This is a genomic window from Halomonas sp. HP20-15 (assembly GCF_033446685.1).
Lineage (GTDB): Bacteria > Pseudomonadota > Gammaproteobacteria > Pseudomonadales > Halomonadaceae > Modicisalibacter.
Genome location: NZ_JAWQLY010000006.1, coordinates 38593 through 56679, shown reverse-complemented (window position 1 = coordinate 56679; position 18087 = coordinate 38593). Strand labels below are relative to the sequence as shown.

The 18087-nt window shown below is 65.4% G+C and carries 19 protein-coding genes; 8 read left to right on the top strand and 11 right to left on the bottom strand.

Going from position 1 to position 18087, the window contains the following annotated elements:
* Nucleotides 1-159: 159 nt before the first annotated feature.
* Nucleotides 160-348, bottom strand: coding sequence for a DUF3008 family protein (locus R6258_RS09580; RefSeq protein WP_318449563.1), 189 nt, complete (start codon nucleotides 346-348; stop codon nucleotides 160-162).
* A gap of 324 nt (nucleotides 349-672) precedes the next feature.
* On the opposite strand from R6258_RS09580, the gene R6258_RS09575 reads away from it, so the two are divergent.
* Nucleotides 673-1164, top strand: coding sequence for a ferritin-like domain-containing protein (locus R6258_RS09575; RefSeq protein ID WP_318449561.1), 492 nt, complete (start codon nucleotides 673-675; stop codon nucleotides 1162-1164).
* A gap of 133 nt (nucleotides 1165-1297) precedes the next feature.
* Here the strand turns inward: R6258_RS09575 and R6258_RS09570 are convergent, their stop codons facing one another.
* On the bottom strand, nucleotides 1298-2026 hold the full coding sequence (locus R6258_RS09570; RefSeq protein WP_318449559.1) for a YebC/PmpR family DNA-binding transcriptional regulator: 729 nt from the start codon (nucleotides 2024-2026) through the stop codon (nucleotides 1298-1300).
* Nucleotides 2027-2273: 247 nt separating this feature from the next.
* Between R6258_RS09570 and dbpA the strand changes: the two genes are divergently transcribed.
* The 3 genes from dbpA to R6258_RS09555 all read left to right on the top strand — a co-directional run bounded on the left by dbpA (nucleotide 2274) and on the right by R6258_RS09555 (nucleotide 5590).
* Nucleotides 2274-3671 (top strand): ATP-dependent RNA helicase DbpA, encoded by a 1398-nt coding sequence (gene dbpA / locus R6258_RS09565; protein WP_318449557.1) that lies wholly within the window; start codon nucleotides 2274-2276, stop codon nucleotides 3669-3671.
* Between the two features lie 116 nt (nucleotides 3672-3787).
* Nucleotides 3788-4651, top strand: coding sequence for a PA4780 family RIO1-like protein kinase (locus tag R6258_RS09560; protein ID WP_318449555.1), 864 nt, complete (start codon nucleotides 3788-3790; stop codon nucleotides 4649-4651).
* A 75-nt stretch (nucleotides 4652-4726) separates the two neighbouring features.
* Nucleotides 4727-5590, top strand: coding sequence for an urea carboxylase-associated family protein (locus R6258_RS09555; protein ID WP_318449552.1), 864 nt, complete (start codon nucleotides 4727-4729; stop codon nucleotides 5588-5590).
* Nucleotides 5591-5650: 60 nt separating this feature from the next.
* Here R6258_RS09555 and R6258_RS09550 read toward each other — a convergent pair whose 3' ends face one another.
* A complete protein-coding gene (locus tag R6258_RS09550) occupies nucleotides 5651-6265 on the bottom strand; it encodes a hypothetical protein (protein WP_318449550.1) in 615 nt (204 codons plus the stop codon).
* 206 nt (nucleotides 6266-6471) lie between these two features.
* On the opposite strand from R6258_RS09550, the gene R6258_RS09545 reads away from it, so the two are divergent.
* Together R6258_RS09545 and R6258_RS09540 are read left to right on the top strand one after the other, a co-directional pair.
* Nucleotides 6472-6825, top strand: coding sequence for a hypothetical protein (locus R6258_RS09545; RefSeq protein ID WP_318449548.1), 354 nt, complete (start codon nucleotides 6472-6474; stop codon nucleotides 6823-6825).
* Nucleotides 6826-6972: 147 nt separating this feature from the next.
* Complete coding sequence (locus R6258_RS09540; RefSeq protein ID WP_318449546.1) at nucleotides 6973-7980, top strand: NAD(P)-dependent alcohol dehydrogenase; 1008 nt, start codon at nucleotides 6973-6975, stop codon at nucleotides 7978-7980.
* 101 nt (nucleotides 7981-8081) lie between these two features.
* Here R6258_RS09540 and R6258_RS09535 read toward each other — a convergent pair whose 3' ends face one another.
* Entirely contained in the window at nucleotides 8082-9227 is a 1146-nt protein-coding gene (locus R6258_RS09535) for an AI-2E family transporter (RefSeq protein WP_318449544.1), read from the bottom strand.
* Between the two features lie 147 nt (nucleotides 9228-9374).
* Between R6258_RS09535 and R6258_RS09530 the strand changes: the two genes are divergently transcribed.
* Nucleotides 9375-10253, top strand: a complete 879-nt coding sequence (locus R6258_RS09530) for an NAD(P)-dependent oxidoreductase (protein ID WP_318449541.1) — start codon at nucleotides 9375-9377, stop codon at nucleotides 10251-10253.
* 41 nt (nucleotides 10254-10294) lie between these two features.
* Here the strand turns inward: R6258_RS09530 and R6258_RS09525 are convergent, their stop codons facing one another.
* From R6258_RS09525 to R6258_RS09495, 7 genes are all read right to left on the bottom strand, one after another.
* Nucleotides 10295-11152: a transporter substrate-binding domain-containing protein gene (locus R6258_RS09525; protein WP_318449538.1), complete on the bottom strand. Its 858-nt coding sequence runs from the start codon at nucleotides 11150-11152 to the stop codon at nucleotides 10295-10297.
* 45 nt (nucleotides 11153-11197) lie between these two features.
* Complete coding sequence (locus R6258_RS09520) at nucleotides 11198-12700, bottom strand: tripartite tricarboxylate transporter permease (protein WP_318449536.1); 1503 nt, start codon at nucleotides 12698-12700, stop codon at nucleotides 11198-11200.
* A gap of 39 nt (nucleotides 12701-12739) precedes the next feature.
* Nucleotides 12740-13285 carry a tripartite tricarboxylate transporter TctB family protein gene (locus tag R6258_RS09515; protein ID WP_318449534.1) on the bottom strand — a complete coding sequence of 182 codons (546 nt, stop codon included), beginning with the start codon at nucleotides 13283-13285 and terminating at the stop codon, nucleotides 12740-12742.
* Complete coding sequence (locus R6258_RS09510) at nucleotides 13282-14298, bottom strand: tripartite tricarboxylate transporter substrate binding protein (protein WP_318449531.1); 1017 nt, start codon at nucleotides 14296-14298, stop codon at nucleotides 13282-13284. Before R6258_RS09510 ends, R6258_RS09515 begins: the two co-directional genes overlap by 4 nt.
* A gap of 121 nt (nucleotides 14299-14419) precedes the next feature.
* Complete coding sequence (locus R6258_RS09505) at nucleotides 14420-14950, bottom strand: chromate transporter (RefSeq protein ID WP_318449529.1); 531 nt, start codon at nucleotides 14948-14950, stop codon at nucleotides 14420-14422.
* Nucleotides 14947-15513, bottom strand: a complete 567-nt coding sequence (locus tag R6258_RS09500; RefSeq protein ID WP_318449527.1) for a chromate transporter — start codon at nucleotides 15511-15513, stop codon at nucleotides 14947-14949. The genes R6258_RS09505 and R6258_RS09500 overlap by 4 nt, the downstream gene beginning before the upstream one ends.
* Nucleotides 15514-15515: 2 nt before the next feature.
* The gene (locus tag R6258_RS09495) at nucleotides 15516-17150 is read right to left on the bottom strand and encodes a gamma-glutamyltransferase family protein (RefSeq protein WP_318449525.1); all 1635 of its coding nucleotides are present in this window, start codon (nucleotides 17148-17150) and stop codon (nucleotides 15516-15518) included.
* Nucleotides 17151-17377: 227 nt separating this feature from the next.
* Here R6258_RS09495 and R6258_RS09490 point away from each other — a divergent pair, with 227 nt between their 5' ends.
* Nucleotides 17378-18058: a GntR family transcriptional regulator gene (locus tag R6258_RS09490; protein ID WP_318449523.1), complete on the top strand. Its 681-nt coding sequence runs from the start codon at nucleotides 17378-17380 to the stop codon at nucleotides 18056-18058.
* Nucleotides 18059-18087: the final 29 nt, after the last annotated feature.

Here is an 18087-nt window from a genome sequence, read left to right as displayed (position 1 = left end):
TCGCCTTATGGCGGGCGGTTGGCTCGATCCTGTCGGGTTCATGCCCGATCCTGCGAAACCGGTCATCCGGCGGGCGCGCCGCGGGCATCGACGAAAACGCCGCCGGGGTTGCTCGGCGGCGGCACGGCCTCGCGCGGGGCGGGCTCGGGGACGTGGGAGTCAGGACTTCGAGTTGTGCTTCGGTTTGTTCTTCTGCTTGGTCGAAGCCATCTTCTCCAGCTCCTCTTCGTCCATCGAGTCGTACATCGACTTCGCGGCACCCTCCAGCTCGCTGGCTTTCTTCTCGCCACGCTTGGCGGACAATGCGGCCCCGGCGGCCATCTGTTGAGCTTCGGATTTCGCAGGCATCGTTGCAACCTCCTGTCATGACGTAGGCGCCGTTCCGGCGACGCCATCTCTTGCTTTATGAAATCCAACGCGTGGATCTCATGCTCAGGTTAGTCAGGGTGTCGGAGTTAGCCAAATAGCGCCAAGACGGCGATATTTCGCTTTAATATTTGTTAATAATTGGCCAGTGCAACCGACTTAAATGACAAGCTTTGTTTCTATTTGCATCTGTTTAACCTGCATCAATCAATGCCATTTGTCAGGCCCCGTAACCCTGCTACGTTGAAATGGCTGCCTCATTTGGCGCGTAAATGGAATTCACTGTCGAAGAGATGGAGCAAGCCAATGGTTATCAAGACCCCGAATGACCTTTTCGTTCGTCTACTTTCCGAAGTAAACAGCGCAGAAAAGCAGATTACCCGCGCATTGCCGAAGATGGCTCGTGCAGCGGACGATGCCAATCTGGCCGATGCCTTCAAGGAGCACCTGGAGGAAACGCGCGGTCAGTTGGAGAGGATCGAGCAGGCGGTGGATACGATCCCCGACATGCGCGTCAAGCGCGTCAAGAGCTATGCGATGGAGAGCCTGATCGAGGAAGGTCAGGAACTGATCGAAGCCGGCGAGAAGGGCCCGGTGCTGGATGCCGCCCTGATCGGCGCTGCCCAGAAGGTCGAGCACTTCGAAATCGCCGCGTACGGTACGCTGTGTTCATTGGCCGAGCAGCTTGGCTACACCGAGGCGAAGAACATCCTTGCCGAAACGCTCAAGGAGGAAAAGGCCACCGACGACAAGCTGAGCAAGCTGGCCAAGAAGGATGTGAATAAAAAGGCGGGCTAAACCAGCTTCAAGTTGCTGCGATTTTTAAGCTGTAGGTTCTGATTGTCAGTCCATGAAAGAGCCCGGTTCGCTTGATGCGAACCGGGCTCTTTTATCGTTCAGGGTCTTTATCGATCCACGTGTACCAGAGCGGCTAAGCCTGCTCCGTCACTTCGGCGTTGTGATAGACATTCTGCACGTCGTCGAGATCGTTGAGCATGTCGAGCATCTTCTCGAATAGCGCCACGTCGTCGCCCTCGATCGGGGTGGTGGTCTGCGGCAGGAACTGGATCTCGTCGATTTCGAAGTCGAGCTCGCCGAAGGCATCGGTCAGGGCCTGCTTGGCCTTGGCGTAGTCGGTGTGCGGGGCGAATACGGTGATCCGGCCATCCTCGTTCTCGATGTCGGTGACGTCGACGTCGGCTTCCATCAGCGCCTCGAGCGCCGCTTCCTCGTCTTCGCCGGCGTAAGCGAGGATCGCGCTGTGATCGAACATATGGCTGACGCTACCGGGCGTGCCGATCTTGCCCTTGGTCTTGTTGAAGCACACCCGCACGTCGCCGAAGGTGCGGTTGGGGTTGTCGGTGAGGCACTCGACGATCACCATGCAGTTGCCGGGCCCGAAGCCTTCGTAGCGCGCCGGCGAGAAATCCTCGCCACCGCCGCCCTTGGCCTTGTCGAGCGCCTTGTCGATCACGTGCGAGGGGACCTGGTCCTTCTTGGCGCGATCGATCAGCCCGCGCAACGCCAGGTTGCCGGACGGGTCGGTGCCGCCGGACTTGGCGCAGACGTAAATTTCTCGGCCGTACTTGCTGTACACCTTGGTCTTGGCATCGGCCGTCTTGGCCATGGATTCCTTGCGGTTCTGGAAGGCCCTACCCATGTCTGTGTCCTGTCAGGTTGTCATCGACGCCTGGATTTTACGCAACATCGCCGCGCTGTGGCAGGCTTTCTTTCGTGGTAGACCCGCTTTGACGATAGCCCGGCTCGCCGGCTGAGACGTGCAGGAAGCGGACAGCCGCGCAGCGATTCTGCTATTCTCGCGCCGACCAGCCGTTGAACAGCACCCACCCGTCGACGCCCTCGTGCACCCGCCGCCGCTTTGCCGCCACGTTACAGGATTTTCCGCCGTGTCCGATTCGCCTCCCCAATCCGATTTCGCCACGTTGCCGCTGGCGCCTGCGCTGGTCGCCAACCTGGATTCGCTGGGCTATCACGTGATGACGCCGATCCAGGCCGAGAGCCTGCCGGCGATTCTCGCCGGGCGCGACGTGATCGGCCAGGGCCAGACCGGCTCGGGCAAGACCGCGGCGTTCGGCCTGGGGTTGCTATCACGACTCGAGATCAAGACCTTCCGCGTGCAGGCTCTGGTGCTGTGCCCGACCCGCGAACTGGCGGACCAGGTCGCCGGTGAGCTGCGCCGGCTGGCGCGTGGACTCAGCAACGTCAAGGTACTGACGCTGTGCGGCGGGGCGCCGCTCAAGCCGCAGCGCGATTCGCTGGAACATGGCGCGCACGTGGTGGTGGGCACGCCGGGGCGGATCGAGGAGCACCTGCGCAAGGGCTCGCTGGCGCTCGATGCGCTGACCACGCTGGTGCTGGACGAAGCCGACCGCATGCTCGACATGGGCTTCCAGGCGGCGATCGAGGCGATCGTCGGCCAGACCCCGGCATCGCGTCAGACCCTGCTGTTCAGCGCCACCTACGGCGCGGGCATCCGGCCGATCGCCGCGCGCATGATGCGCGAGCCGCTCAACGTCGAGGTCGCCTCGACCCATGACAACACCAGCATCCGCCAGCACTTCTACCGGGTGGCGGGCGAAGACGCCCGTGTGCCGGCGCTAGAGCGTCTCCTGCTTGCCCATCGGCCGGAATCCAGCGTGGTGTTCTGCAACACCAAGCGCGAGACCCAGCAGGTCGCCGACGCCCTGAACGCGGCGGGCTTTTCCGCGCTGGCGCTCAACGGCGACCTGGAGCAGCCCGATCGCGATCGCATCCTGGCGATGTTCGCCAACAAGAGCGTGTCGATCCTGGTCGCCACCGACGTGGCGGCGCGCGGACTGGATATCGATGCGCTGGACGCGGTGTTCAATTACCAGATCGCCCGCGAGCTCGAGGTCCACGTGCACCGCATCGGGCGTACCGGCCGGGCCGGTGGGCGCGGTGTGGCCTGCACGCTGGTCGCCGAAAACGAGCAGTACCGGCTCGACAAGCTCGGCGAATTCCTCGGCGAATCGCTGGGCTGCGAGCCGCTACCGGCGCTGCGTGGCAATCCCCAGCCGTTCACGCCGCGCATGGCGACGCTGCAGCTCGGCGCCGGCAAGAAGCAGAAGGTGCGTCCGGGCGACATCCTCGGCGCGTTGACCGGCGAGGGCGGTATCTCCGGCGATCGGGTCGGCAAGATTCAGGTCACCGATCGCAGCGCCTTCGTCGCGGTCGAGCGCGATATCGCTCGGGCCGCGCTCGAACAGCTCGCCAGCGGGCGGATCAAGGGGCGGTCGTTTCGGGCGCGCCGTGTCACCCGCTAGACGGGGTTCGTGGGGAGCGAATTCATTGATGCCGATGCAGACCCCCTCTGGCTTGGGCAAATCGGGCGGCCATGCGATGCTGTGCCGATTGTCGGGTCATTACATAAAAAGGTGATATGAAAGTACCCAAGAGACTCCAGCCCCTGGTCGACGATGGTCTGGTCGACGAGGTCGTCAGCCAGTTGATGAGCGGCAAGGAAGCCCAGGTCTACGTGGTGCGCTGCGGCGGCGAGCGGCGTTGCGCCAAGGTCTTCAAGGAAGCCAGCCAGCGCAGCTTCAAGCAGGCCGTGCAGTATCAGGAGGGGCGCAAGGAGCGCAACAGCCGGCGTGCCCGGGCGATGGCCAAGAAGACCCGCTACGGCCAGAAGGAACAGGAAGCGGCCTGGCTCAGCTCCGAGGTCGATGCGCTGTACCGGCTGGCCGCGGCGGGGGTACGCGTGCCACGCCCACACGGCTTCGTCGATGGCGTGCTGCTGATGGACCTGATCAGCGACGGCGAGGGCGATGTCGCCCCGCGGCTCGGCGAGGTCGAGCTGAGCCCCCAGCAGGCCCGCGACTACCACGACCGGGTGATCGCCGACGTTGTGCGCATGCTGTGCGCCGGGCTGGTGCATGGCGACCTGTCCGAATTCAACGTGCTGGTCGACCGCGACGGTCCGGTGATCATCGACCTGCCCCAGGCGGTCGACGCGGCGGGCAACAACAGCGCGCCGATGCTGCTGGTGCGCGATGTCGACAACATGCGTGACTGGTTCGGACGCTTCGAGCCGGCGCTGCTCGATACCGACTATGGCAAGGAGATCTGGGCGCTCTACGAGAGCGGCGAGCTGCATCCCGAAAGCCGGCTCACCGGGCACTTCGAGCCCGACACCCACAACGTCGACGTGATGGAGCTGATGGCGGTGATCGACGACGCTCGCGAAGAGGCCGAAGAGCGCCGCGAGCGCGAGCGTGACGACGTCGAGGACGACGACTACTGAGCCGGCCGGCGGCGCGACCGGTGGCGGTGCTATGGTAGAGGTTGACCGTCAGCCTCGTCGCCAAGGAGACTCCGCATGGCCCACGTCCCAGCCGCCTACCAGGCGACCCAGGGCTCGCCGCTCGATATCGACCGCGACTTCTACCGGCGCATCGCCGCCAATACCGCCGGACGTACCCTCGTCGATCGCGTGAGGGTGCCGATCCGCGACGGCCGCGCCTGGCGGGTCCCCGCCGGCCATGTGTTTCGCATCTGCACCACCGACGGCCCGCAGGTCGGCGATCTCAACCTGTGGTCGCTGACCAACCCGCGTGAACGGATGTGGGCCTCGCGCACCCGCCAGTTGCAGCGCGCCCACGTCACCACCTTCGACCGGCTGTGGTCGAGCCTGCCCTACATCCGGCCGATGGCGACCATCGTCGCCGACACGCTCGACTGGTATGGCGTCGACGCCGACGGCGGGCGCCTGCACGACCTGCTGGGCACGCGCTGCGACCCCTACGTCAACCGGCTGCTGGCCGGCGAGGACTTCGACTTCCACTGCCACTCCAACCTGACCCGCGCGGTGCTGCCCCACGGACTCGACGAGCGCGACGTCCACGACGTGCTCAATGTCTTCCAGTGCACCGGGCTCAATGCCGATGACGAATACTTCATGAAGGCCTGCCCGGCGCGCCCCGGCGACTATCTGGAATTCTTCGCCGAGATCGACCTGCTGTGCGCGCTGTCGTGCTGCCCGGGCGGCGACCTGTCGCTGGAGCTGTGGGGCGCCACCGACGAGCAATTGCTGGCGACCTGCCACCCGCTCGATGTCGAGGTATACGCCCTCGACCCGGCGCTGCTCGAAGGCTGGCAGCCCCCCGCGCCTTCGTCCTATGCCGGCGGCCATGGCCTGCGCCTGGAGGGCCCCGACTGGGCGGCGCGCCAGGCAGGGCGATGAGCCGTTCATGTCGTTGCCATCCCGGGCAGCGCTGCAACGATCGACGGAAACACAGCGCAGTCAACCGCTGGAGAACGCCACACCGTCGGTAATGGCTCTTAGCCGGTCTATCGCTTCGCCCTGAGAATAGGGCGCCTCGCGGGGTGGATCGTAGACTTCGCCGCGGGTGCCTTGCACGATCAGGTCGATGGCGTAACAGGTCCCGTCGACGACGGCGCGGTAGCCCTCGATGCGCTGAAAGTGACTCATGCCGGCGTCCCCCAGCGTGAAGCCGTGAAAAGGCTGCCCATCTATGCTAATCGTCGAGGGCATGGTCTGGGCATTGGCGGGTGAGGTCAGGCAGCTCTCGACCGCCTTCGGGTTGCGGCTGGCACCCAGGCGCCACAGGCCGGTAGTGATCTCATTGGAGTCGGCAAGCGACAGCGTGATCAAGCGCTCGCCGGGAGCGCCACCGGCAATCCGCCAGCTGCCGTTGTCGAAGTAGCCGGCGCTCGAGTCGTCTGCCTGTCGCAGCGAGGCGTCGTAACTCAATGCGAGTGCATAATCCGCTGGCGTGAAAGTCCTTTCATCGCCCCTGTCGTTGTCGTGGGAGACGGTAATGCCGGAATACCCGCAAGCCGCCAGGCTGAGCGAAGTCAGAAGGGCCAGTATGGTCCGGTAAGTCGTTGGCTTCATTGACGTTTTCCTCTAGGGTGCCCGTCGCGGCTCGCCATGTTGATCGACATGACGCGCGCACTGTCGGTGCTGACCCATGCGCAGGGAAGCTGAAGTTTATTTTACGGTAGCGCAACCTGCATTGTTGCAGAGCAGCATGACTCGGCGTATGAAGAATGAAGGTGGTTTTCTGCCTCCAGGAACGCTTTCCACAAAGGATGTACACCATGCGCAAGAATCAATTCCCCGTTTTCCCGATGAATCCCGCCGACATGTTCGATGTCTGGAAGGTCGGCGTCACGGCCTTCGAATTGTGGGCGACGGCGCTCTCGACGATCGGGCAGCGCCAGACGCTGTGGTCCACCCAGGCGCCCTCCGACGCCAAGATGATCAAGGAGAACCAGCGCATGGTGACCGAGAAGCTCGAGGCCTGCATGGAAGTCGGCTTCGAGATGCAAAAGGCCATGCTGGGCATGGCGACCGGTCAGTTCTCGCCCTGGTGGATCACCAGTCAGCGCACGCTCACGCCGCTGCACCGGCGCACCACCGCCAACTCGCGGCGGCTTTCCAAAGCTCGTTGAGTGAGGCTCGTTGAGTAAGCGCCGTTGAGCGAGACTCGTTGAATGAGTGCCGCTGAGGAACGGGAAACGGGGCGACGACGTTGAAGTTTGCGCCCCGGACCGCCATTGACTGAGATGGATAGCAGTCAATCAGCCAAGGAGAGCGCCATGAAGGTCGTCAAACTCAGCAGCCCCGGCGGGCTGGATCGTCTCGACGTCGGCGAGCAGGCCGCCCCCGGCGAGCCTGGGCCGGGCGAGATTCGCGTACGCGTGCACGCCAGTTCGCTCAACTATCACGACTACGGGGTGGTCTCGGGGGCGATGCCCACCGAAGACGGGCGCATCCCGATGTCCGACGGCGCCGGCGTGGTCGAGGCCCTCGGCGAAGGCGTCGATGAGTTCCAGGTCGGCGACAGCGTGGTTTCGGGATTCTTCCCCACCTGGCAGACCGGTCCGGCGACGGTCGGCGATTTCAAGACCGTGCCCGGCGACGGCGTCGATGGCTACGCCCGCGAGCAGGTGATCCGGCCGGCGAGCTGGTTCACCCACGCGCCGGCGGGTTACAGCCACGCCGAGGCGGCGACGCTGACCACCGCCGGGCTCACCGCCTGGCGCGCACTGGTGGTCGATGGCGGCATCAAGCCCGGCGACAGCGTGCTGGTGCTGGGCACCGGTGGGGTGTCGATCTTCGCCCTGCAATTCGCCAAGCAGATGGGCGCGACGGTGATCGCCACCTCGTCGTCCGACGACAAGATCGCCAGACTGCGCGAGCTGGGCGCCGACCATACGCTCAACTACAAGCGCGAGCCGGAGTGGGGCAAGCGCGTCAAGCAACTGACCGACGGTCGCGGCGTCGATCACGTCATCGAGGTCGGCGGTCCGGGGACGTTGCCGCAGTCGATCGACGCGGTGCGTATCGGTGGGCATATCGCGCTGATCGGCGTGCTTACCGGGCGCGGCGGCGAAGTGCCCACCGCCAAGCTGATGGCCAAGCAGGCCTCGCTCAAGGGCTTGATCGTGGGCAGCCGCCAGGAGCAGATCGAGATGATCCGCGCCATAGAGGTCAGCGGCATGCGTCCGGTGATCGACCGGTGCTTCGCGCTCGACGAGATCGCCGAGGCCTTCCGCCACCAGGAGGGACAGAAGCACTTCGGCAAGGTCTGCCTGGAATTCTGAGCCGGCGACAGCGCCACCGGCAACGCGCCGGCTGTGCGTATCCGTGAATGTGCAACGAAAGGCCCGTGTTCCCACGGTCCTTTCATCGTCGGCGACGATCGTCAGCGTTCGCTGGTGGTCGCTTCTGTCTGCCGTTCGGCATGGCGTTCGCTGAGGAAGTGGCCGAGTGGCTCGAGACCGTCGATATGCTCGCTGAGTGTCTTTACCGCGACCAGCAAGGGTACGGCGACGATCATGCCGACGACGGACCACAGCCAGGCCCAGAACGAGATGGTCAGAAAGACCACCACGGTATTGAGCCGCAAGCTGCGGCCGACGAAGTAAGGGGTAATGAGCTGTCCCTCGAGGGTCGTCAGGAAGAAATAGGTGCCGGCGACGATCGGCGCCCAGCCGACCCAGTCGTACGAAACGATCGCGACCATGGTGGCAATGACGATGCCGGCCAGGGCGCCGAGATAGGGCACGAAGTTGAACAGGAAGGCGATGATCCCGAAGACCAGCGGGCTGGGCATGCCCAGGGCCCACATGGCGATTGCCACGACTACGCCCAGGCCGGCATTGATGACGGTGATGGTAAACAGATAGCGCGACAATTTGCGTTCTATGTCGTGGGTGATCCGCACGGCGCGTTTCTTGTCGCGCAGTGTCGGCATGATATGCACCAGTTTTTCGTAGAACATGTCGCCCGAGGCGAGCAGGAACAGCAGTAGCACCAGCGTGAACAGGAACTGCGTCATTACGGTGGGCACGAGCGCAGCGAGCTTCTGGCTGAGGTTGTCGTCCTGCGTTTCAACCTGCTGCACCTTCGACGAGTCGGAATCCGCCATCGAATCGAGCTTTTCCTTGGCTTCGAACAGCTCACTGAACGGGCCGGTTATCTCGTTGAGTCGGCCTTCTATGCGCATCTCGATTTGCGGTGCATTGTTTATCCAGCCGCTGACGGGCACCGCCAGGGCGGCGGCGATCGCGAACAAGCCGGTGAGTAGGGACACGATAATGATCAGTGCCGACAGCCCCTGGGATAGGCCGCGCCGATCGAAGAAACGACGTATGGGGCTGAACACCATCGAGAGCAAGAAGGCCAGGACCACGGGCACGAGAAAGAGCTGGGCGAAACCCAGGGCGAACACCGAGAGATAGATGAAAATACCCACGCCCACCCAGGTCGGAAGCGTGTTCGGCCAGCGCTTGTTGGGCACCGGGTCGTTGTTGCTTGCATGATTGCCGTTGCTGGTTTCTGAAGTCATGGTGGGCTTTCTGGGAAGGTGGGAACGCGGCCGCTAGGCCTCTCGAAGTCGAGCCTAGCTGAATTGCCACGATCTGCGCCAGTAACGGAGCCCGACGCTTTTCGAGCATCCGAATTTGAATGTCGCCACTCGACAGGGAGAAGAGTCATGAACGTGACCTTTATCGGCCTGGGCATCATGGGCCGGGGTATGGCAGCTAACCTGCTGCGTCACGACGATGTGACGTTGACCGTATTCAATCGCTCGCCGGAGCCGGCCGAGGCGCTGGCCGAGGCAGGCGCCCGCATTGCGAGCTCGGCCGCGGAAGCCGTCGCCGAAGCGGACATCGTTTTCACCATGCTGGCCGAACCGAGTGTTGTCGAAGCGGTGGCATTCGGCGAGGCCGGGTTCGTGCCGTCGATGCGTGAAGGCGCGCTATGGGCCGATTGCTCGACCGTCAATCCCTCGTTCAGCCGTGCGATGGCAGCCCGAGCCGGCGAGCATGGCCTGCGTTTCGTCGATGCTCCGGTCGCCGGCACCAAGAAGCCCGCCGAGGATGCCGCACTAACCTTTCTGGTGGGCGGCCCGAGCGAGGATATCGAAACCCTGAGACCGCTTTTCGAGTGCATGGGCCAGAAGGTCGTGCATGTCGGAGAGACGGGGCAGGGCACGGCCTTCAAGATGCTCGTCAATGCCCAACTGGCGCAATCGATGCTGGTCTACGCCGAAACCGCGCTGCTCGGTGAAAGCCTCGGTTTCTCGCGGGATTTCCTGATGGATACGCTGCCCAACCTGCCGGTGTCGGCGCCGTTTCTCGCCGGCAAGGCGGAACTGATACGCAGCGGCGACTACGCCGCCCAGTTCCCGCTGGAGTGGATGCACAAGGATCTGCAACTGCTCGATTTGACCGCCTACGAGCAGAACCAGCCGCTGTATCTCGCCAACCTGGCCAAGTCGTTGTACGGCAGCGCCAAGGCCGCTGGGCATGGCCGCGACGATTTCGCCGCGATCCATGCCTATCTGGCGGGTCGGTCAGACAACCACTGACGCGTCCGGATTCCACCGGGCGGTAATCCCGGCGGCGAGAGTTACAACCGCGAGGCGGGGCGCAGGTCGTAGTCGAAGTAGCGTTCCATCAGTTCGACGAAGGTGCCGTCGGCGTAGACGCTGTCCAGCGCCTGGTTGAACGACGCGGCGAGCGCCTCGTCGCGCGGGCGCACGGCGATGGCGTTGCCACGGCCGAAGATCGACTCGGGGCTGTTGATGCGCGGCCCGACCTGGACGAACTGGGCATCGCTCGCGCCGATGTTCAGGGTGTCCAGGGCTACCGGATAATTGATGAAGGCCAGGTCGATGCGTCCTGCTTCCAGGTCCAGCGCGACGTCGGCGGCGGTGTCGTAGCGGCGGATGTCCAGGCTGTCGCTGTAGCGCTCGGTGACGTAGTTGTCCTGGGTGGTGCCGCGCTGGATACCCACCGACAGCCCGGCGAGCGATTGCGGATCGTCGAGTGCGATGTCATGGCCTGAGCGCGCCACCCACACCTTGGGCGACATGGCATAGGGCTCGGTGAAGCGCACCTGCTGCTCGCGGGCGGGGGTGATGCGCATCGACGACATGATGGCGTCGTACTTGCGCGACAAGAGCCCGGGGATGATGCCGTCCCAGCCCTGCACGACCCATTCGCAGTCCAGCTTGGCGCGCCGGCAGAGCTCGTTGCCCAGGTCGATCTCGAAGCCCTCCAGCTCGCCGTTGGCGTTGCGATACTCGAACGGCGGATAGGGCACGTCGACGGCGATGCGCACGGAACGCCCGTCGGCGGTGGAGGTGTCGTCGGCCAGCGCGGGGAGCGTGCCGGTGAGCGTGGCGCCGACGAGCAGGCCGGCGATGGCCAGCTTGAGCGGCGCGGTCACGCTCGGATGAGAGCCCAGCGGGCGTGAAGGCGACATGAGCGGATTCCTTGTTGTGATCGATGGGCCCCCGAAGGGGCCGGGTCAGGCGGGTCTCGTGGCGTGGCGCTGGCGCAGGCGGTGGCGAATCGCGAAGGCGACCGACACCGCGGCGAGGAGCAGCAGCGTCAGCGAGATCGGCCGGGTGAAGAACAGCGTCCAGTTCTCGTCGGTCATCAGCGCGCGGCGCAGGTTGGTCTCGGCGATCGGGCCGAGGATCACGCCGAGCACCAGCGGCGCCAGCGGATAGTTCAGCTTGCTGAGGATGTAGCCGAAGATCCCCACTCCGAGCAGCAGGTAGATGTCGGTGACGCGGTTGTGGAGGGCGAAGGCGCCGACCACGCAGCACACCAGCACCACCGGCACGATCACCGAGCGCGGCACGTCGGTGACGCGCAGGAAGAAGCGCATGCTGAACAGACACACCACCAGCACCATGAACGCGGCGAGCAGCATGGCCATGAACATGCCGTAGACCAGATCGCCGTGATCGAGGATCAGCCGCGGACCGATGCCGATGCCGTGGACCATCAGCGAGGCCATCAGCACCGCGTCGACGGCGCTGCCGGGAATGCCCAGTGCGATCATCGGAATCAGCCCGCCGCCGGAAGTCGCCGAGTTGCCGGACTCCGAGGCGATCACCCCCTCGGGCGCGCCGGTGCCGAACCTCTCGGGCGTCTTGGACGCGCGCTTGGCCTGGTCGTAGGCCAGCAGGTTGGCGATGCTGCCGCCGGCGCCGGGCACCGCGCCGATGAATACCCCGACCAGCGACGAGCGGATCAGGTTGACCGGATGGGCCAGCGTCTCGCGCAGCGCATCGAGCGGCTTGAACGCCACCTTGGCGGTGATCAGTTGCTTGCCGTGCTTGGTCTGTTCGGCGTCCTCGACCTCCTGGAGCAACTGGCTGACGGCGAAGATGCCGATCAGCACCACCAGGAACGGGAAACCATTGGCGAGCAGTTCGAAGTCGAAGGTGAAGCGCGCCACGCCCATCATCGGATCGGCGCCCACGGTGGCGATGAACAACCCCAGCAGGCCGGTCATTAGCCCCTTGAGCATCGATTTGCCGACCAGGCTGGCGACCACCGTCATGGCGAAGATGATCAGCGAGAAATACTCCCAGGCACCCAGCTTGACGGCGATCATCGCCAGCGGCGGGGCGGCGATGATCAGGATGATCGCACTGACCAGCGCGCCGAAGAACGACGCCCAGATGCCCAGTGCCAGGGCACGGCCGGGCTGGCCGCTGCGCGCCATGGGAAAGGCGTCGAAGGTGGTGGCCACCGACGAAGGCGTGCCGGGAATGCCCAGCAGGGCGGCGCTGATCAGCCCGCCCGAATAGCCGCCGACATAGACCGCGAGCATGGTCGCCACGCCCTGCAACGGTTCCATGGTGAAGGTCAGCGGCAGGGTCAGCACGATGGCCATGGTGATGGTGAAGCCGGGGATCGCCGCGGCAATGACGCCGGCGACCACGCCGAGCAGCATGGTGATCATCGTCGATAGCGTGAACAGCTGATCCATGCCGGCGAACAGCGCTTCCGTCATGTTGCATCTCCTCTCGAGGGCAGCCGCGAAGTCATGAACTCAGCTGAACGGGCCGCGGGGAAGGCTGATGATGAAGACATCCCGGAACAGCCAGTCGAGGCCGAACGAGAACGTCACGGCAATGGCCGCGGCGATCGCCAGGCTGCGTGGGCGGCGTACGCCGAGCGCGAGCTGGACCAGGACCAGGAACGTCAGCGAGGCCAGGCGAAAACCCAGCAACGGCACGCCGAGGATGTACAGGGCGAACAGCGCGAGTACGCCGAGCGCCAGCCGGTGACGCCACAGCCAGCGCTTGACCAGCCCCGCTGCGGCGCTCGGCGCACCGCGATAGTGCCGCCACTCTTGGGCCATGATGCCCAGGTTGATCAGCATCAGGCAGGCCAGCACCAGTCGCGGAAAACTGCCCGCACCGAGCGGCTCCCACATCGACGAGGGCAGCGCCCCGGCCCGCAGGAACAGCGCACCGAACAGCGCCAGCAGCGCGCCGTTCAGCAGTAGGTGGGCGAGAGCGTTGGCGCGCCGGGTGTCGGTGTCGACGACCCGGTCCGACGACCGGGTCTGTTGTGAAGGCGCCTGCGAGCTCATTTGGCCAGTTTCCCTGACAGCCGCTCGATGGTCTCGTCGGTGGTTTCGAGGTAGTCGGTGAACGCCTCGGGCCCTTCGAAATGCACCTTGGCGCCGGCGTTATGGACTTCCTGGATGAAATCCTCATCCTTGGAGAGCGCCTGTATGGCGTCGGCGAGTACCGCGATCTTGTCCTCGGGGGTGCCCTTGGGCGCCATCAGGCCGCGCACGATGTTGAGCTTGAGCTCGGGATGGTCGAGTTCCGCGAATGTCGGCACGTCCGGAGTCTCCGCCTGGCGCTCCTCGCTGCCCACGGCCAGGAATCGCAGGTCGCCGTTCTTGACGAACTCGCCGCTCGAGGATACGTCGCCGATGGCGGCATCGATGTGGCCGCCCACCAGGGCGCGAATGCGCGATCCGGTACCCTCGAAGCCCACGTAGCGGAACTCAAGCCCCTCGGCCTCTTCCATCATCGCGGCATGGATATGGGGGACTCCGCCCAGGGTGACGCCGAAGCGGATCTCGCCGGGGTGCGCCTTGGCGTAATCGACGAACTCTTCGTAGGTGGTGTAAGGGCTGTCGGCGTTGACGGTCAGGTACTGGGGCGACTGGGTGACCGCCGCCACCGGCTCGAAGTCGTCCCAGTTCAGGGGCGTGAGCCCGGTGTGGTGAGCGACCAGCAGGCCTTCGTGGACCTGCCCCACCGTGTAGCCGTCGGGATCGCGCTTGGAAAGCTCCTTGAGGCCGGTGGTGCCGCTGACCCCGGGCATGTTGATCACCGGCATCGGCTGGCCCAGATACTCCTCGGCATGATTGGAGATCAGTCGCATCAGGGTGTCGCTGCCGCCACCCGGCGACCAGGGCACGATGAATTCCACCGGCTTGTCGGGGTAGGCCTCGGATTGGGCCAGCGTCGCGGCGCTGGCGCCGAGCGCGGTGCCCAGCACCAGGCCGCCGATGGCCAGCTTGAGGCGTGTGGAACGGACGGACCGAGTCCGGTCCTGGGAAGTGCACTGCTGGGGAGCAAATGACATGGCTGTGTTGTCCTTGTAGGTCATCGTTGTGGCTCGTTGAGTTGCTATTGGCCCCTCGGGGCCCTTGCTGGATTCGTGCGGCGCACCGCCGAACCGCGAACGGGCAGGTCCCGGTCGCCCGCTAGCCGAGTAGCAGGGCGCCGTAGCCGAGCCCGAAACACACGACGAACGCCGGGTGCACCCGGGTCGCCAGAAGCAGTACCGCGGCGACGCCACCGATGATCGCGGTGTGCACGGCACCGGCCGCCGCCAGCCCTTCGTCGAAAAAGCGCCAGGTCAGATAGGCCATCAGCGTCATCACCACCGGGCGTACCCACTGGCTCATCGACTTGACCTTGACCGACTCGCGATAGCGGTACAGCGTGCCCAGCGCGATCAGCATCAGCAGCAGCGACGGCGCGACGGTGGCGAAGGTGGCGATCAGCGACCCCGGCACGCCGGCGACGTCGTAACCGATATAGCCGGCCATTTTGGTGGCGATCGGGCTGGGCAGGGCGTTGCCCAGCGCCAGGGTCTCGGCGAAGGCTTGCGAGCTCATCCAGCCGTAGCGACCGACCACCTCGTTCTCGATCAGCGGGATGATCGCCGGGCCGCCGCCGTAGCCGACGATGTTGGGAATGAAGAACGCCAGGAACAGCTGCCAGTAGATCATTTGCTCGCCTCGCTGGCCGTGCGGCGCGGCTCGGGGCGCAGCAGCGCGGCGATCAGGATCGCCCCGATCACCAGCCCCGGATGCACGTCGAGCCAATAGATCAGCCCACCGGCGACGGCGCCCATGACCAATGTCAGCAGCCAGCCGAGGCTGGCTCGCGACTTGGCGAAGAAGTCCCAGGTCAGCTTGGCCATCATCACCATCACCACCGGCACCACGCCCTGGCCCATGCCCTGCACCCAGCGCTGGTCGCCATGGCGGGCGTAGAGGCCGAGCAGCGCGATCATCGCCACGATCACTGGGACGATCACCGCGATCACCGCAGTGAGCGCGCCGGCAACGCCGCCGACCCGGTAGCCGATATAGCCGGCCATCTTGGTGGCGATCGGCCCGGGCAGGGTATTGCCGATCGCCAGCACGTCGGCGAACGCCTCGTCGTCCATCCAGGCGTGACGCTTGACCACTTCCTGATGGACCAGCGGGATCATCGACGGACCGCCGCCGAAGCCGAACAGGCCGATGCGCAGGAAGGCCAGGAACAGCTGGGTCTGGGTACGCAGCATGATCACAGCACCGCGATGCTGGAGTCGGTGCGCGGCTCGGTGCCGCCGCAATAGATGCCGCTCTCGGGGTCGCGGATGATCATCTGCCCGCGACCGAACCCGCGCGGGTCGTGATCGACGCGCATGTCGTGGCCGCGCTCGGCCATCGCCCGCACCAGCGCCGCCGGATAGCCGTGCTCGATGCCGATGCGCTTGCCGCCCATCCACTGCCAGCGCGGTGCGTCGAGCGCGGCCTGTGGATTGAGGCCGAAGTCGACCAGGTTCATGACCACCTGAACGTGACCCTGGGGCTGCATGTAACCGCCCATCACGCCGAACGGCCCGAGCGGCGTGCCGTCGTCGCGGGTCAGAAAGCCCGGGATGATGGTGTGGAAGGTCTTCTTGCCCGGGGCCAGGACGTTGTCGTGGCTCGGGTCGAGGCTGAAGTCGTGGCCGCGGTTCTGCATCGCGATGCCGGTGCCCGGTACCACCACGCCGGAGCCGAAACCGTGATAGTTGCTCTGGATGAACGAGACCATGTTACCGTCGCCGTCGGCGGTCGCCAGGTAGACGGTGCCGCCGGCCTGCGGGGTGCCCGGCTCCGGCTCGAGCGCGCGTTCGCCGATCAGCGCGCGACGCTCGCGGGTGTAGGCGTCGCCGAGCAGCGCCTCGACGCTGTGGGTCATGTGCTCGGGCTGGGTGATGTGGGTCTGGCCATCGATGAACGCCAGCTTCATCGCCTCGAGCTGGCGGTGCAGCACCTCGGGATTGTCGCGGTTGTCGATCTCGAAACCCTCGAGGATGCGCAGCGCCATCAGCGCGACCAACCCCTGGCCGTTGGGCGGAATCTCCCAGACCCGGTGGCCGCGGTAGTCGGTGGCGATCGGCTCGACCCACTCCGGCTGGTAGCCGGCGAGGTCCGCCGCGCGCAGATAACCGCCGGTCTCCCGCGAGAAGGCGTCGATGCGCTCGGCCAGCTCGCCGCGATAGAAGCTTTCGCTGCGGCTTTCGGCGATCGCTTCCAGGGTTTGCGCCTGCGCCTCGCAGCGGTGCCACTCGCCGGCGCGCGGGGCGCGCCCGGTCGGCGTGAACGCCTCGAACCAGCCGGCGGTGGCGGCGTCGCTGAGATGTTCGCGGAAGGTCGTTTCGGCGCGCTGCCAGAGGCTGGCGATCACCGGCGAGACCGGGAAGCCCTCGCGGGCCAGGCGGATCGCCGGAGCGAGCAGCGTCTGGAAGTCGAGCTTGCCGAAGCGCCGCGACAGCTCGGCCCACGCCGCGGGGATGCCGGGCACGGTGACCGGCGTCCAGCCGTACAGCGGCATGGCCTCGAAGCCGGCTTCGGCGACCGCCTGCGGAGTCAGCGTGGCGGGGGCGGTGCCGCTGGCGTTGAGACCGTGCAGCTTGCCGTTGCCGGTCTTGTCGTCGGCGATCCAGACCAGCGCGAAGGCGTCGCCGCCGATCCCGCAGCCGGTGGGCTCGACCACGGTGAGCGCCGCGGCGGTGGCGATCGCGGCGTCCACCGCGTTGCCACCCTGGGCGAGGATGTCGCGACCGATCTGGCTGGCCTGGGGCTGGGAAGCGGCGACCATGCCGTGCTTGGCGTAGGTGGCGCTGCGCTGGGAGGCGTAGGGCGTTGCCTGGGAAAAGGGCGTCAACATGCCGTCTCCGATCGATTGTTGTGTTATAAATCGTTTTGAATAAAAAAATCGATTTTCTTGAGATGACTATGGCGCGCGACTTGGCTAACGTCAACACGGGATTCGTCTCGCGTTCTCGTCGCGCAGCGTTCGTCATGCGACTCAGCCGCGCTGGGGCACCACATCGAGATCGCGCGTCGAAACCGCCAATCGTCGCCAACTTTGACAACCTGTATGGGAATCACGCCATGACCGCATCGCCATCCCCCAGTCGCGACATGGCCTCGAGTCGAATCTTCGAGACGCTCAAGCAGGACTTGATCCGCGGGCGTTTTGCGGCGGGGGAGAAGCTCGCCATCAGCGCCTTGAAGGACCATTACCGGGTCGGGCTCAGCCCGCTGCGCGAAGCGCTCAACCGGTTGGCGGCCTATGGCCTGCTCGAGCAGGTCAACCAGCGTGGATTCCGGGTGCCGGCGATGCGCCTCGAGGAGCTCGACGACATCGCCGGGCTGCGCGCACAGCTCGAATGCATGGCGCTGACCCAGGCGTTTCAGGCGGGCGATCCGGAGTGGGAGTCACAGCTGTTGGCGGCGCACCATCGCCTGCGTCGCGCCGACGAGCACCCCGAGCGGGTGGAAGAGTGGGAGCAGGCGCACCTGCGCTTTCACCGGGCGCTGCTGGCTTCGTGCGGTTCGCACTGGCTGCTGCGCTTCATCGAGCAGTTACATGATCAGTTCGATCGCTACCGACGTCTGGCGCCGCCCAATCCGGCGGTGCGCGAGATGCTCGACCGTCAACATGGCGAACTGGTCGAGCTGGCACTGAGCCGCGACATTGGCGCCGCGCGGGCGCTGCTCGACGATCATATCCGGCTGTCGCACGGTGTCGCCCGTGGCTGTTGCCAGCCACCGGCCTCCAACGACGACTGAGCAAGCAAGGTTTTGGCAGGGGGGCGCTA

Coding starts and splice junctions, on each gene's coding strand:
- R6258_RS09580 (WP_318449563.1), bottom strand. CDS start 348: ATGCCTGCGAAATCCGAAGCTCAACAGATGGCCGCCGGGGCCGCATTG.
- R6258_RS09575 (WP_318449561.1), top strand. CDS start 673: ATGGTTATCAAGACCCCGAATGACCTTTTCGTTCGTCTACTTTCCGAA.
- R6258_RS09570 (WP_318449559.1), bottom strand. CDS start 2,026: ATGGGTAGGGCCTTCCAGAACCGCAAGGAATCCATGGCCAAGACGGCC.
- R6258_RS09560 (WP_318449555.1), top strand. CDS start 3,788: ATGAAAGTACCCAAGAGACTCCAGCCCCTGGTCGACGATGGTCTGGTC.
- R6258_RS09555 (WP_318449552.1), top strand. CDS start 4,727: ATGGCCCACGTCCCAGCCGCCTACCAGGCGACCCAGGGCTCGCCGCTC.
- R6258_RS09550 (WP_318449550.1), bottom strand. CDS start 6,265: ATGAAGCCAACGACTTACCGGACCATACTGGCCCTTCTGACTTCGCTC.
- R6258_RS09545 (WP_318449548.1), top strand. CDS start 6,472: ATGCGCAAGAATCAATTCCCCGTTTTCCCGATGAATCCCGCCGACATG.
- R6258_RS09540 (WP_318449546.1), top strand. CDS start 6,973: ATGAAGGTCGTCAAACTCAGCAGCCCCGGCGGGCTGGATCGTCTCGAC.
- R6258_RS09535 (WP_318449544.1), bottom strand. CDS start 9,227: ATGACTTCAGAAACCAGCAACGGCAATCATGCAAGCAACAACGACCCG.
- R6258_RS09530 (WP_318449541.1), top strand. CDS start 9,375: ATGAACGTGACCTTTATCGGCCTGGGCATCATGGGCCGGGGTATGGCA.
- R6258_RS09525 (WP_318449538.1), bottom strand. CDS start 11,152: ATGTCGCCTTCACGCCCGCTGGGCTCTCATCCGAGCGTGACCGCGCCG.
- R6258_RS09520 (WP_318449536.1), bottom strand. CDS start 12,700: ATGACGGAAGCGCTGTTCGCCGGCATGGATCAGCTGTTCACGCTATCG.
- R6258_RS09515 (WP_318449534.1), bottom strand. CDS start 13,285: ATGAGCTCGCAGGCGCCTTCACAACAGACCCGGTCGTCGGACCGGGTC.
- R6258_RS09510 (WP_318449531.1), bottom strand. CDS start 14,298: ATGTCATTTGCTCCCCAGCAGTGCACTTCCCAGGACCGGACTCGGTCC.
- R6258_RS09505 (WP_318449529.1), bottom strand. CDS start 14,950: ATGATCTACTGGCAGCTGTTCCTGGCGTTCTTCATTCCCAACATCGTC.
- R6258_RS09500 (WP_318449527.1), bottom strand. CDS start 15,513: ATGCTGCGTACCCAGACCCAGCTGTTCCTGGCCTTCCTGCGCATCGGC.
- R6258_RS09495 (WP_318449525.1), bottom strand. CDS start 17,150: ATGTTGACGCCCTTTTCCCAGGCAACGCCCTACGCCTCCCAGCGCAGC.
- R6258_RS09490 (WP_318449523.1), top strand. CDS start 17,378: ATGACCGCATCGCCATCCCCCAGTCGCGACATGGCCTCGAGTCGAATC.